Raw genomic sequence first — 12,800 nt, 5'->3', positions numbered from 1 at the left:
TGCTCAGAGACGAAACCTTCTACGAATCCCGACCCGCCGAATCGGCCGCAGCATGACCCGATCTCGGTTGACGAAAGACATAGAGGCACCCCCCCGACGCCCCGATGCCCGCCACGGCCGGTTCGAGTCCGGTCGTGGCGGGCATCCGCGTTCACTCCGCCGGCCGGCCGCAACGACGCCCCGTCGCGGTCTGCGGCCGGCAGTCCACCGACGGGTCAGCGACGTTCGGGATCCGTGCCGGGGCGCTGGGTCTGCACGGTGCGGTCGGGGTCCCTCAGCAGATCGGCCAGCAGTACCAAATCGCGCACCGGCCGCGTCATCGCCGCTTCGCGCAACGCGTCGTCGGCGGCGGCTTCCGAGTAGTCCCGCAGGATCGCCACTATCCGGGCGACATCGGGAACCGACCGATGGGTCGCCACCAGCCGCAACAGCCGCTCCGCAGCGTCCGCCGGCGGCCCCTGCACGGGTTCGGGAAACGCATCCTCGACCGCCACACCGGGTGCCCCCACCGCCGACCCCCGGGTGTCCTGCATGGGGTGCCCGGGCGTCGGGACGGGCTGTCGCGAAGTCGGATCACGCCTCGTCCGGTTGGTCCGCGAGGTGTTTCGCGGCGGCAGGGCGGGCGGCGGCGCCCATGTCTCGAAGTGCGCCGTGGGCGCGGCGGGTTCGTGGCGGGCCGGTGTCGGGGTCGGCGATTGGGGGTCGGATGCGAACGTCACGACTGTCTCCCTGTAGATGGAAAATCGGCCGGACCTCGCCCGTACCGGACCGGACTCGCCCCCGCGGCCGGTCGACGGCGTGTACCCGCAACGACAATCACTCAGTCGTACGAAACCCGGCCACCCGACGCCGACTTCACCACCGACCTCGACGGGCCCGAGTCGCACTCGCGATTCGGCCCGGCGTTCGAACACTGCGCCCGTCCCGACAGGCGCGCTCGTGGGGTCAGGCCGGGCCCGCTCCGGTGGCGGCGTCGATGGCGTACACGTTTGCGTCGCCGCTGCCGATGTACACCACTCCGCCGACCACCGCTGGCGAGGACCTGACCTCGCCGCCGGTCGAATACGCCCATTTCCGGCTCGCGGTGGCCGCATCCAGGGCGTATACCTTCTTGTCCCGGCTGCCGACGTAGACCACCCCGCCGACCACCTCGGGAGACGAGTCGATCTTGTCGTCGGTGGCGTAGGACCACTTCTTCGTGCCGGTCGCCGCGTCGATGGCGTGCACGTTCTTGTCGTCGCTGCCGACGTAGACCACCCCGCCGGCCACCGCGGGGGACGAGTCCACCTTGCCGCCGGTGAGGTACGACCACTTCTTGGCACCGGTCGCCGCGTCGATGGCGTATACGTTCGCGTCCTCACTGCCGACGTACACCACTCCACCGGCCACCGTGGGCGGCGCGTTGACGCCGCCGGCGGCCGGGAAGGCCCATTTCTTGGCGCCGGTGGCGGCGTCGATGGCATACAGGTTCTGGTCGTTGCTGCCGACGTACACCACGCCGTCGGCCACCGCGGGCCAGGTGTAGACGTGGCCCATGGGGTACGACCACTTCATCTTCCCGGTGACCGCGTCCAGGGCGTAGACGTGCTGGTCCTCGCTGCCGACGTACACGAACCCGTCGGCCACCACGGGCGACGAGGCGACCTTGCCGCCGGTGGGGAACCGCCATTTCTTCAGGCCGGTCGCTGCGTCCACGGCGTAGACGCTGTCGTCCGAGCTGCCGACGTACACCACCCCGCCCGCCACCGCGGGCGACGAGGTGATCCCGCCGATCGTGGGGAAGACCCACTTCTTCGCCCCGGTGGCCGCCTCCAGGGCGTACAGCCGGTTGTCCCAGCTCCCGACGTACACCACCCCGTCGGCGACGGCGGGCGACGAGTGGACCCAGCCGCCGGTGGTGAGGCGCCAGGTATGAGCGGCCCCGGGCGTACCGCCGCCGGTGGAGGTGGAGGCGGGCGGCTTCGAGGTGTCGTCGCCGTCGCCGTCGAGCAGGACGGCGGTGGTGATGCCGCCGGCGGTCACCACCGCGCCCGCGGCCAGCCAGAGGAACCGACGGCGCCCGACGGCCGGCGCACGCGACGCGAGCCCGACGGCATCGGGCATCCCCTGTCCCACCGCGGGCCGGCCCGGGTCGGCGACGGGCGCGGCGCGGGTGGGCTCGTCGGCCACGCCGTCCCGGATCGGCGTCCGCGCCGCCGGGCCGGGTGCGACGGGCGCCGCGCTCCCACCACCGTGCGCATGCCACGGTCCCGGCACCGGCGGCGCCGCCGGCATCGCAGGCACCTGCACAGGAGCGAGGGCGGTCCGCAGGCGCTCCCCGACCTCCTCGGCGGAGGCCGGCCGCTCGGCGGGATTCTTGGCGAGCAGATCCAGCACGAGCCGATCGAGCGCGGGTGGGATCCCGGGGCGCTGTTTGCCGGGGCGGACGGGGGTCGTGAGCAGGTGCGCGTTCATCATGCCGACCGGACCCGTGGCGTCGAACGGCACGTTGCCGGTCGGCAGTTCGTACAGCACGCAGCCGAGGGAGTACAGGTCGGAGCGGGCGTCGCCGGGGTGTTCGTCGAACCGCTCGGGAGGCATGTAGGCGAGGGTGCCCATGACGTTGCTGGAGTGGTTCGTTGACTCCATGAACCGGGCGATCCCGAAGTCCAGGACCTTGATCCGCCCCTCCTCCGTGCGCATGAGGTTCGCCGGCTTCAGGTCGCGATGCACGATCCCCGCCGCATGCGCGCGGCCCAGTGCCGCCGCGGTCTGTCCCGTCCAGTCGACCGTGTCGGCGACCGTCGGTACACCGTCCTCGCGCAACACCGCGGCCAGGTCCCGGCCCTGGACGAACTCCATCACCATGAACAGCGAATCGTCCGCCGTGTCGTGCCCCACGTCGAACACGGTCACCACGCCCGGGTGGTCGAGCGCTCCCGCTGTGCGGACCTCACGCAGGAACAGCGCCGTCGCGGAGGCGTCGCCGCTGCCGTGCGGGAGCAGCTTGACGGCCACCCGCCGGCCGATTCTGCGGTCCTGCCCCTCCCACACCTCCCCCATCCCACGAACCGCACCAGCTCGTAACGCTCGTCCAGAACCCGCACCACCACCCGGCCCCGCCTCCCCCGTCGCCGCGAACCGGCCGCACCCGATCACCTGGGCAGCCGCCGACGCGACCGTAAGAGGGCTTGACGGAAAGGCGCAAGTACCTAGCGGGCCGGGTGGGATCGGCAGCCCCGATTTACCTCGACATGGCGGACGAGGGCCGGGCGATTCGGCACACGGCCTTCACCGCCCCGACCGGCCGGCCCCGCCGGGTTCCGCGATCCGGTGCGACGCGGTGCGCGAGCGGGTGCACGGGTCGAGGGCCATGGTGTCCTCGATGAGCGCTTCGAGCCGGCAGTCGGCCCACGGTCGCGCCTCGGTCAGCGGCACCCGGCGCCGGCCGCCGACGATGTCCTCCAGGACGTCGGTGGGCGTGACGCGCGGCCCGACGAAGCGCGGGGTCGCGGGGCCGGTGCCGGTCCACGCCCAGCGCAGCGTGGCGCCGAGGCTGTAGATCTCGGCGGCGTCGGTGAGTTCGAGATCGACGTCCGCCGCGGTGGTCAGCAGCAGGCGGGCGATCTCGGGGGCGGTGGCCTGGTCGCCACCGCCCCGGTAGGGACCCGGCAGCGGCAGTAGTTCGCGGTGATGGGTCAGCTCGAAGTCGATGAACTCGACGTCGTCGTCGGGGCCGCCGATCAGCACGTTGCCCGGGTGCAGGTCTCCGTGGCGCCAGCCGGCCGCGTGCCAGCGGCGCAGAAGGGCGAACGCGCGGTCCGCGATCCGGCGCAGCCGGGGGGCGGCGTGCGCCGGATCGTCGCGGTGGGCGGCGCACCACTCCCACAACGTGGTACCGGGGCTCCAGGCGAGGGCGGTCCACGCACCGGCGCCGACTCGGGCGTACGCGCCTGTGTGGGCGGTCAGTTCCGCCTCCGACAGCAGGCGTACGGCCCGCGCCTCGTGGAGCAGCGCCGCCGCGGCGGTCGGGTCGTCGGCGGTGCGGATCTTCCAGTCGGCGGTGCGCCAGGCGTGTGTGTGGTGGGGGCTCAGTGGCGCGGGGGGTTCGGTGACGCCCAGGGCCTCGACGGCGGCGGCCAACAGCGGGTCCACGGTGACGTCCTCGTTCTCGCGGCCGGTGACCCGGGGCGGGTCAGTCGTCCTTCTTCCACCCGAGGGGTTCCTGGGTCTGGGTGTAGGCGGCGATCGTGCGCGCGTCGACCACGTGGATCAGGAGTCGGCCGTCGGGCACGACGTTCGCGCAGACGGCGTCGTCGTAGTGGTGCTCGGGCAGCGGACCCGCCGCACGGGCCGGGGGTGCGGCGCGGCGGCCGAGGATCAGCGGTGTCATCGGGGGTTGCGTTCCTTCCGGTATCGGGTTCCGGCTTCTTCGTCTTCCCCACGTCGCCGGGCGGGCGAACGGGCGACGCCTTGCATTCTGTAACAGGTCTTCACGCTACGGAACCGGAAATCGAGGATTCTTCCGCCGATCGTGATCCGGACCGCGTCTCGTGGCCGGGTCGTGTCGTCCGGGCCGGTCCCCAGGTCCTGGTCACCCCGACGCAACGACCCGATCCTTGACCACCCGGGTCGCGCCGCGGAGGTTTCGCACCTCGGGGACGGCCAGCGCCCCCACCGTCACCAGCACGATCAGCGCCGCGCACAGCAGCAGCGCGTGGTGCGCGCCGACGGCGTCCGCGAGGGGGGCGGCGGCGACGAGGCCGAGCGGGCCGAACATGAAGGAGCCGAGCCCGTCGTACGCCGCCACGCGCGACAGTGCCTCGCGCGGTATCTCCCGCTGCATCGTGGTCTCCCACATCACACCGAAGACGTCGAAGGCCGCCCCGGTGACGAACGCGCCGAGGGAGACGACGTACACCGGGGCGCCGATGCCCAGCAGGGCGATCGGCAGGGCCGCCGCGAAGACCATCGACGTGGCCACCAGCAGGGGCCGTCGGGGACGGAGGCGGATGGCCACGAACACGCCTGCCAGCGTGCCGAGTCCCTGTCCGGCCAGGATCGTCGACCAGGCCGGTGCTCCGCCGAGATCGGCCTTCGCGACCACGGGACCCAGGACGCCGAAGGCCGCCTGCATCGCGGCGATCACGAAGGAGAACTGGAGCACGATCACCCACAACCAGCGGCGGGACGCGAACTCCCGCCAGCCTTCCCGGAGATCGCTCACCATGGAGGTCCGGCCCCGATCCGTCCCGGAAGTCGGGCGCAGGGCCGCGAGCAGCGCCGCGGACACCATGAGCCCGACACCGTTGACCGCCAGCGCCCATCCGGCGCCGACCAGTGCCACCGCGCCGCCCGCCGCCGCCATGCCCAGCAGGCGCGCGCTGTTGACGCCGAGGCGCAGCACGCCGTTGGCGGTCTGGAGGTGCTCGTCCCGGACGATCTCCGGTACCACGCCGGTGAGCGCCGGGTAGTAGAGGGCGAGTGCGATGCCGGTGGCGGCGGCGAGGAACGCGATCCCCCACACTGGCGCGTGTCCGGTGACGAACATCGTGGCGAGGCCGAAGAACGCCGCGGCGGAGGCCAGTTCCGCCGTCAGCATCAGCCGGGTGCGGGAGATCCGGTCGGCGACGACCCCGCCGAACAGCATGAGGGCGATCTGCGGCACCGTCTGCGCGGTGAGCACGATCGTCAGCGTGGTGGCACTGGCGCCCGGCAGGTCCAGGACACCGAAGGCCAGCGCGACGGGGCCGAAGGCGGCGGCCAGTACGGAGATCGTGCGTGCCAGGAAGAGGAGCCGGAACCGCCGGTCGTCGAAAAGGTCCCGACTCCGCACACCGTCCACCGGCGTCGCATCGCGCACCGCCGTCATGACGGGTCGACCACGAGCACGACCTTGCCGCGGCCGTGGCCGGTCTCGACGGCGCGATGTGCCCGTGCCGCGTCGGCCAGCGCGTACGTCTCGCGAAGGTGCACGGCGAAACCGCCCCGGCTCCACAACTCGGCCAGTTCCCCCAGCAGTTCGCCGCTGCGTACGCCGCTCCACTCGCGCAGGCCGAGTTCGCGAGCGGCCTCGTCGGAGATCATGGTGAGCACGCGGTCGCGGTCCCCGGTGAGTTCGACGGAGTCGCGGAGCGCTTCGGGTCCCGCCGCGTCGAGTGCGGCGTCGACGCCGTCCGGGGCGATCGCCCGTACCCGCTCGACCAGGCCCGGGCCGTAGGTCACGGGGACCGCGCCCAGCGAGCGCAGGTAGTCGTGGTTGCGCTCGCTCGCCGTGCCGATGACGGTCGCGGCTCCCCATGCCTTGGCGAGCTGTACGGCGATGGTGCCGAGACCGCCCGCGGCGCCGTTGATCAGCACGATGTCCCCCGGGCCGACCGCGAGTTGCCGCAGGGCCATGTGCGCGCCCTGCCCGTTGCCGGACAGCCCTGCGGCGATCTCCCAGGGCATGGCCGGCGGCTTGCGGGTGACCTGGTCGGCGGGGACGACGATGAACTCGGCGTACGCCCCCGTGGTCGCGTAACCGAGTACCTCCGTTCCGGGCGATAGCCCCGTGACCCCCTCGCCGACCTCGTCGACCACGCCCGCGAACTCGTTGCCGGGCACGAGAGGTTCGGCCGGGAAGCGGGGCGTCATCGCAGGCGGGAACCGCCCGGCGCGCAGAGCTGTGTCGAAGGGCATGACACCGGCCGCGCGCACCCGAACGCGCACCCGGCCCGGACCCGCGTGCGGGGTGGGGATCTCGGCGATGTGCAGGACCTCGGGTCCGCCGAACTCCCTGACGATTGCGGCCTTCATGGCTCCGCCTCCTCGGCGACCGAAGCGGCGGGTCGAACCACGCGCATGGCGTGGACCGGCGACGCCGCGAAAAATAACGGAGTGAAATGCTCCGTTAAACTATAACGGAGTGATCCACTCCGCAACGGATATCCTGGTGACCATGACCACGAGCGAACAGCCGCGCAGACGCGGCCGCCAAGCCGAGGCGGCGCGCAACGACCGGCGAGTGCTCGCCGCGGCGCGCGAGGTTTTCACGAGCCAGGGCGCCGACGCGCCGGTGTCCGCGGTCGCCGAGCGCGCGGGCGTGGGCATCGCCACGCTGTACCGGCGGTACGGCACCAAGGAGGAACTGCTCCAGAAGCTCACGGTGTCGGCGGCCGAGCAGTATTCGGAGGCCGCGCGGACCGCGCTCGCCGCCGAGGACCCCTGGGAGGGTTTGGCCGGTTATATACGTGAATGTGTCGACTTCGGGCCGGGCTCCCTCGCGCCGATCGCCGGGACGGTCCGCTTCACGGCGGAGATGGCCGAGGCGGGCCGCGTCTCGGACCGGTTGGCCGAAGAGGTCGTGGCCCGCGCCCACGCCGCGGGTGTCCTGCGCGCCGACGCCACCACCGTCGACATCTTCGGGGTGATCGAGCAGTTCTCCCGACGCCCGCCCGTGCCGACGACGGCGGACGCCAATGCCCGGGAGCGCCTGGTCGCCCTGGTCCTCGACGGCCTGCGCGCCCGCCCGGACAACACCGACCACCCGCTCCCCGGCCGGCCGCCCTCGGCAAAGCGCTACGACGAACTGTGGCGCAAGGACTGAGCCCCGCGGGCCGGCGCCGTCCAGCGCATGGGACTCGTGCGCGTCGGCCGGCGTGGTCGGAGCCCTCGTTCGGCGCGGCCTTTGGGTGGGTATCGCCGCTCGCACCAAGGGTCGCCGAGCGGTAGCGCGTGGGGTCGCGTGCTGATCGCGGTCGGGGCGTATGGTCGTGCGCATGCGCATTGTCATCGCGGGTGGTCACGGTCGAATCGCGCTGCGGCTCGCGCGGCTGCTGCATGGGCGTGGAGACGAGGTCGCGGGGATCATTCGCCGGCCGGAGCAGGCGGGCGACGTGTTGGCGGCGGGCGCCGAACCCGTCGTGTGCGACCTGGAGTCGGCGACGGTCGCGGAGGTCGCCGGGCATCTGGAGGGCGCGGACGCGGCCGTATTCGCCGCCGGCGCGGGGCCGGGCAGCGGCGCGACCCGCAAGGACACGGTCGATCGCGCGGCCTGCGCCCTGTTCGCGGACGCGGCCGAGGCGGCCGGCGTACGGCGCTTCGTCGTCGTGTCCGCGATGGGCACGGACGGGGAACCCCCGGAGGGCACCGACCCGGTCTTCGCCGCCTACCTGCGCGCCAAGGGCGCGGCGGACGCAGATGTCCGGTCACGGGCCGGGCTCGACTGGACCATCCTGCGACCGGGGCGCCTGACCGACGAACCGGGCACCGGCACGGTGGAGCTGGCCGCTTCCACGGGGCGCGGGCCCGTCACCCGCGACGACGTGGCGGCCGTGCTCGCCGCCCTGCTCGACGCCCCCGGAACGGCCGGCCTGACGCTGGAACTGATCGGCGGGAGCGTGCCGGTGGACGAGGCGGTCACGACGGTCGCCGGCTGACCCGTCGGGCCGGCGCCGCGAACGACACCGGGGCGGGGGACGGCGCCGACCGGCCGGTCGGCGCCGTCGTCATCCTCCGCGCACGCGGCCCCGTCGGCGCCGGCCGTCAGTGCCAGTCGCCGATCCGCACGTCGCGGGGCTCGGGGGCACCCTCGCCGGTCTCCAGGAGTTGCTTGAGGCTCATCAGGAAGACGGCCCATTTCGTGCTGCAGTGGTGCATGAACTCGACCGGCTCACGCCAGCCCTCGTGCCTGAACAGCACGATGGTGAAGTCGCCTTCCTGGCGGAGGTTCCACTCCACACGGGTGCCGACCCACTCCTCCGGCCCGTCGACGACCTCCCAGCGCACGACGCGTCCCGGGTCGAGTTCGACGACCTTCATATCGAACCCGCCCGGCCCGAAACGGAATTCGAGCACGCCGCCGAGGTCGGTCTCCCCCGATGTCTTCTCCGTCCACCAGCCGGCCAGGCCGGCCACGGTGGTGAGTGCTTCGTATACCCGCTCCGGCGAGGCGTGCTCGACGCCGATGCGGTGAAGGATGTCTGCCATGTCGCCGTTCCCCTCTACTGCTTTCCGGTCTCGTCGGTCGATTCCCTGGCGCGCTGGATCGTCTCGGCGATGCGCTTGATGCGCCGCAGGCGGGCGTCCCAGGTGGCGCCGACATCGGCGAGTTGGGCGACGGCGCGGGCGAGTTGGGCCTGATCGACGCGAAACAGCCGCTCGCGGCCGGCGGTGGTGGCGTGTACCAGACCGACTCGATCGAGCACGACGAGGTGCTTGGCCACCGCCTGGCGGGTCACCGGAAGGTGCTCGCTCAGGCTGGTCGCCGTCCCGCTGCCGTCGTTCAGCAGCAGGTCGAGCATGCGGCGCCGGATCGGGTCGCCGACCGCCGACCAGAGGTCGTCGTCCACGACCACGCTCATGCGCCCGCTCCGACTTTCGCGGCATACGTCGGCAGCCGAGGCAGGTAGTGGTCCCAGCCGGTGGTGTGTTCGGCGTACACGGCGGCGACCTTCGCCTCGTCCCAGCCGCGCTCGCGGAAGCCGCTCTCGGACATCCGCAGGAGCGTGCCCGTCCCGGCGGGTTCGAGGGCGAAGACGACCAGGTTCGAGTTGTCCGAGGCGGCCGTCTCCCCCTCCTGGTGGGTCCACCGGAAGGAGAAGAGTCGCGGCGGCACGGCTTCGACGACCGTGAACCCCATCCAGGTGCCGCCGCCGTGCGCGCAGTCGCCGAAGCCGATTCGCCCCTCTCCCCCGGGTACGGCCGGGAACTCCGCCTCGTCCGGCCACCACTCACGCAGGTGTTCGGGGCTGCTCACCACGTCGAAGACGACCTCGGGTGAGGCGTCGATGTGGATCTCCCGCTCGATCGTTCCGAATTCCATGTGTGCCACCTTCTGCAACGTTTGGTTGCACATCACCTTAGTCGACACTCTCATAAACATGCAACTATTGGTTGCACAAGGAAGCGAGCCGCGTGTCGCGTCGGGCGTTTCGCACCCCGCGCGTTCGAGCCGGCTCCCGGCCGAAAGCCGGTGGTAGGCTCGCCGCGCTCGGACGACGTATATACGGGGGTATTGTGAGCGATCAACCGAAGTGGGCCTGGTGGGTGGTCGGGATCGTGATCCCCGTCGTCGGGATCATCGTGACGATCCAGGTGGCCACGAAGTCGGATTCCGACGACAACAAGTCACAGTCGACGAACAACAGCGCCCCGATCAGCACCCCCGCGTCGAGCGGCGGGAACGGGTCGCCCGGGGCCAAGCCCGGGACCGACCCGGCGACCTCGTCCGCGCCGAAGGCACCCGCGAAGACGCTCGCCGGACCGGTGAAGATCACCCTCAAACCGGACGCCCACTACGTCGACCTGGACACCTCGTCACCATTCGCCCAACCCGGATCCAAGGGTTCCGACGCATTCGTCGGGTTCAACCTTCCGGACCTGGCACTCGGCCCGATCAAGTCGGCCGACGTCGTGGCCATCGCCCCGCCCGACGGCCCCGAACCGACCCGGGACGACTGCGCCCAGGCGATCGCCAAGCGCGGCACATACACGAGTGGCGAACTGTCCCAGGGCATGCGCGTGTGCTTGCAGACCGACGAAGGCCACACCGCCTACCTGCGCATCACCAGTGTGCCAACGCGCAGCGCGGTCGCATTCGAAGCCACGGTCTGGGAATAGCCCGCCCGCCGACGGGCCGTCAGATCCGGTCCCACGCGACCGACGCGTACAGTTCGCCGAGCGTCGCCGCCAGCGCGGTGTCGACGGGGATCGACACGTCGTCGATCAGCCGGACCGGCGCGATGCCGCGCGAGTTCGTCACGAACGCGGCCCGGAACGAACCCACCTCGGACAACCGGATCGGGCCGCGTCGCGAGGGCAACGGCCCTGCGGAGAGCGCCCGTTCGAGCAACTGCATGGTGATGCCCTCGAGGACCGGCGCGTCCGGCCAGATCAGCGAAGTGCCGTCGTGGAAGACGATGTTGGTGATCGCGCCCTCCGCGACGACCCCGTCCGGACCGGTCAGGAGCGCCTCGTCGAAGCCCTCACCGGCGACCAGTCGCCGATGGTGGGCCTGCCCGAAGTCCCCGACCCGCTTGATGTGCGGCGCGGTCCGCAGGTACGGAACGGACCGCAGCGCCTGCGGGGCGCCCGACATGTCCCCCGGTGGCCGCACGGAGACCAGCACCGTGAACGCCCCGCCCTCGTCGGCCGCGAACACATGCACTCGCACCGACGCGTCGAGGACATCGTCGGCCAGCGCATGCCGGATATGCCGCCGAACCAGTTCCCCGTCTAGGGCGCTGCCGAACAACTCCCGATTGGCCGCGTCGAGCCGCCGAAGATGATCCGCCAGCCCTCGCACCCGCCCACCACGCACCTGCATCGCGGTGAAGTGCCCATAGCCCCCCACGGCAACGGCATGCAGCCGCTCCACCGTCGTGGCCCGCCCGTCGACCTCGACCCGCACCCCCACCAGATCACGCATGCCCCCGACAATAGCCACCCCACCCGGCCGATTCGGGGCGGCCCGGTGCGGGCGTGTCTTCGAAAACGCGAGGGTTGGCGTCGATGATCGCGGGCAGCCGCAGAAACGTGCGAACTTCGGTGGCATGTCGGCGAGTTGGCCGGCACGGTCGGCGGTTTCGGCAGGGAGTCGGCGGGGAGTCGGCGGGGAGCGGGAAGCAAGGAGCGGACTTTGAGCGCGATACGTCCCACGATCGACGATCCCGAATCCGCGTCGGGCGCAGGACTGCCGGGGTCCCACATCGGGACGGCGGCGGCGCCAACCGGTGGATTCGTCGCCTACGACCGGGCGTTCTGGTGGCTCGCCCCGATCGTGTGTGTCGTCGCGGCGTATTGCGGTGTGCGGCGGCAGTGGGATCTGCTCGCGGCGATGGCGGGCGTCGGCGTGGTGGCGACGGGCGCGTTGTACGTATGCGGCCTGTTCCGGGCCGCGACGCGCGCCGAGGCACGGCGGTGGGCACCGCGCAGGCGGGTGAATCCTCGGGCACGCGCGGTCTCGTTCGCCACCGTCGACGCCATGACGGGCCCCCGATTCGAGGAGCACGTCGCGGACTTGTGCCGCCGTGACGGGTGCCGCGACGTGGTGGTCAGCGGTGGCGCCGGCGACCTGGGGGCCGACGTCGTCGCCCGGTTGCCCGACGGTCGCAGTCTCGTCGTGCAATGCAAGCGGCTCGGCCGCACCCGCGCCGTGGGCAGTCCCGACATGCAGCGCTTCGTCGGTACCGCCCGCCCCGTGCACGCCGCCGACGTCGCGATGCTCGTCACGAACTCCCGCTTCACCGCACCCGCTCGCCGACTCGCCCGAGCCCAGGACATCGTGACCGTCGACCGCAGGTCCCTCGGCCGCTGGATGGCCGGCACCGACCTTCCGACCCTGCTCGGCGCGACGGCGAACCCGCCGACGGCACCCGTCGCGGCGACGCTCCCATACCCCGAGGCCCGGCTGGACGGGGCCGCGCCCCTACCCGACTGACCCGTCCCGGATTCGTCGACCACCGCGCTCGTGGGTCGGGCCGTTCCGGGGTACACGCGCGAAATGGAGACCTTCGAGGTGCTGATCTATCCGTACAACACGCAGGACATGCCGCCGGCGGCACGCGGGCCGGCCGTGCGGTCCGCGACGGTCCGGCCCACCGGCGAGGAGGGCGCCACCGGCCATCCGCGCTACGCGGGCGACGGCGTGCAGGCCGACATCGATCCGGCCGGCAGGACGGTCGAGGCCATCACCGTGGACGGCGCCGAGCTGGAGGACGGCTGGAGCGCCCGGATCGCCGACGCCTAGGGCCTGTTCTGAGTTCGGATCACGGTCGTGTGGGGAGGCTGCGGAGCCAGAGGATGGCGCCGCGTAGGTGGAGTCCGGCGAGGTAGCTGTC

Annotated in this window: 16 protein-coding genes; 5 read left to right on the top strand and 11 right to left on the bottom strand. The window is 72.1% G+C overall.

Annotated elements, in window-relative coordinates; translation table 11 throughout:
- Window positions 1-215: 215 nt before the first annotated feature.
- From ACH4XV_RS48285 to ACH4XV_RS48260, 6 genes are all read right to left on the bottom strand, one after another.
- Entirely contained in the window at window positions 216-494 is a 279-nt protein-coding gene (locus ACH4XV_RS48285; protein ID WP_395800982.1) for a hypothetical protein, read from the bottom strand.
- 451 nt (window positions 495-945) lie between these two features.
- Window positions 946-3,042 (bottom strand): PQQ-binding-like beta-propeller repeat protein, encoded by a 2,097-nt coding sequence (locus tag ACH4XV_RS48280; protein ID WP_395800980.1) that lies wholly within the window; start codon window positions 3,040-3,042, stop codon window positions 946-948.
- A gap of 228 nt (window positions 3,043-3,270) precedes the next feature.
- A complete protein-coding gene (locus ACH4XV_RS48275) occupies window positions 3,271-4,134 on the bottom strand; it encodes a phosphotransferase (RefSeq protein WP_395800978.1) in 864 nt (287 codons plus the stop codon).
- A 40-nt stretch (window positions 4,135-4,174) separates the two neighbouring features.
- Window positions 4,175-4,372 (bottom strand): hypothetical protein, encoded by a 198-nt coding sequence (locus ACH4XV_RS48270; RefSeq protein WP_380002243.1) that lies wholly within the window; start codon window positions 4,370-4,372, stop codon window positions 4,175-4,177.
- Between the two features lie 201 nt (window positions 4,373-4,573).
- Window positions 4,574-5,851: an MFS transporter gene (locus ACH4XV_RS48265; RefSeq protein ID WP_395800975.1), complete on the bottom strand. Its 1,278-nt coding sequence runs from the start codon at window positions 5,849-5,851 to the stop codon at window positions 4,574-4,576.
- Window positions 5,848-6,777, bottom strand: a complete 930-nt coding sequence (locus ACH4XV_RS48260; RefSeq protein ID WP_395800973.1) for an NADP-dependent oxidoreductase — start codon at window positions 6,775-6,777, stop codon at window positions 5,848-5,850. The genes ACH4XV_RS48265 and ACH4XV_RS48260 overlap by 4 nt, the downstream gene beginning before the upstream one ends.
- Before the next feature lie 142 nt (window positions 6,778-6,919).
- Here ACH4XV_RS48260 and ACH4XV_RS48255 point away from each other — a divergent pair, with 142 nt between their 5' ends.
- Complete coding sequence (locus ACH4XV_RS48255) at window positions 6,920-7,567, top strand: TetR/AcrR family transcriptional regulator (RefSeq protein ID WP_395800971.1); 648 nt, start codon at window positions 6,920-6,922, stop codon at window positions 7,565-7,567.
- Window positions 7,568-7,739: 172 nt separating this feature from the next.
- On the top strand, window positions 7,740-8,399 hold the full coding sequence (locus ACH4XV_RS48250; RefSeq protein ID WP_395800969.1) for an NAD(P)H-binding protein: 660 nt from the start codon (window positions 7,740-7,742) through the stop codon (window positions 8,397-8,399).
- Between the two features lie 106 nt (window positions 8,400-8,505).
- Here the strand turns inward: ACH4XV_RS48250 and ACH4XV_RS48245 are convergent, their stop codons facing one another.
- The 4 genes from ACH4XV_RS48245 to ACH4XV_RS48230 form a co-directional block, all read right to left on the bottom strand.
- Window positions 8,506-8,949: an SRPBCC domain-containing protein gene (locus ACH4XV_RS48245; RefSeq protein WP_395800967.1), complete on the bottom strand. Its 444-nt coding sequence runs from the start codon at window positions 8,947-8,949 to the stop codon at window positions 8,506-8,508.
- Window positions 8,950-8,963: 14 nt separating this feature from the next.
- A complete protein-coding gene (locus ACH4XV_RS48240; protein WP_395800965.1) occupies window positions 8,964-9,323 on the bottom strand; it encodes an ArsR/SmtB family transcription factor in 360 nt (119 codons plus the stop codon).
- Window positions 9,320-9,784 carry an SRPBCC domain-containing protein gene (locus ACH4XV_RS48235; RefSeq protein ID WP_395800963.1) on the bottom strand — a complete coding sequence of 155 codons (465 nt, stop codon included), beginning with the start codon at window positions 9,782-9,784 and terminating at the stop codon, window positions 9,320-9,322. Before ACH4XV_RS48235 ends, ACH4XV_RS48240 begins: the two co-directional genes overlap by 4 nt.
- Before the next feature lie 202 nt (window positions 9,785-9,986).
- Window positions 9,987-10,238: a hypothetical protein gene (locus ACH4XV_RS48230; protein ID WP_395800961.1), complete on the bottom strand. Its 252-nt coding sequence runs from the start codon at window positions 10,236-10,238 to the stop codon at window positions 9,987-9,989.
- Between ACH4XV_RS48230 and ACH4XV_RS48225 the strand changes: the two genes are divergently transcribed.
- On the top strand, window positions 10,228-10,581 hold the full coding sequence (locus ACH4XV_RS48225) for a hypothetical protein (protein WP_395800959.1): 354 nt from the start codon (window positions 10,228-10,230) through the stop codon (window positions 10,579-10,581). The two genes, ACH4XV_RS48230 and ACH4XV_RS48225, sit on opposite strands and share 11 nt — an antisense overlap.
- Window positions 10,582-10,600: 19 nt before the next feature.
- On the opposite strand, the gene ACH4XV_RS48220 is transcribed toward ACH4XV_RS48225, so the two are convergent.
- Window positions 10,601-11,389, bottom strand: coding sequence for an aminotransferase class IV (locus tag ACH4XV_RS48220; RefSeq protein ID WP_395800957.1), 789 nt, complete (start codon window positions 11,387-11,389; stop codon window positions 10,601-10,603).
- Between the two features lie 210 nt (window positions 11,390-11,599).
- Between ACH4XV_RS48220 and ACH4XV_RS48215 the strand changes: the two genes are divergently transcribed.
- Entirely contained in the window at window positions 11,600-12,400 is an 801-nt protein-coding gene (locus ACH4XV_RS48215; protein ID WP_395800955.1) for a restriction endonuclease, read from the top strand.
- A gap of 63 nt (window positions 12,401-12,463) precedes the next feature.
- Window positions 12,464-12,709 (top strand): hypothetical protein, encoded by a 246-nt coding sequence (locus ACH4XV_RS48210; RefSeq protein WP_380032870.1) that lies wholly within the window; start codon window positions 12,464-12,466, stop codon window positions 12,707-12,709.
- Window positions 12,710-12,800: the final 91 nt, after the last annotated feature.

Origin of the sequence: Embleya sp. NPDC020630, from assembly GCF_044334985.1 — a bacterium.
Lineage (GTDB): Bacteria > Actinomycetota > Actinomycetes > Streptomycetales > Streptomycetaceae > Embleya.
Note: the sequence above shows the minus strand (reverse complement) of the source record. Positions and strands in the feature narration are given on the sequence as shown.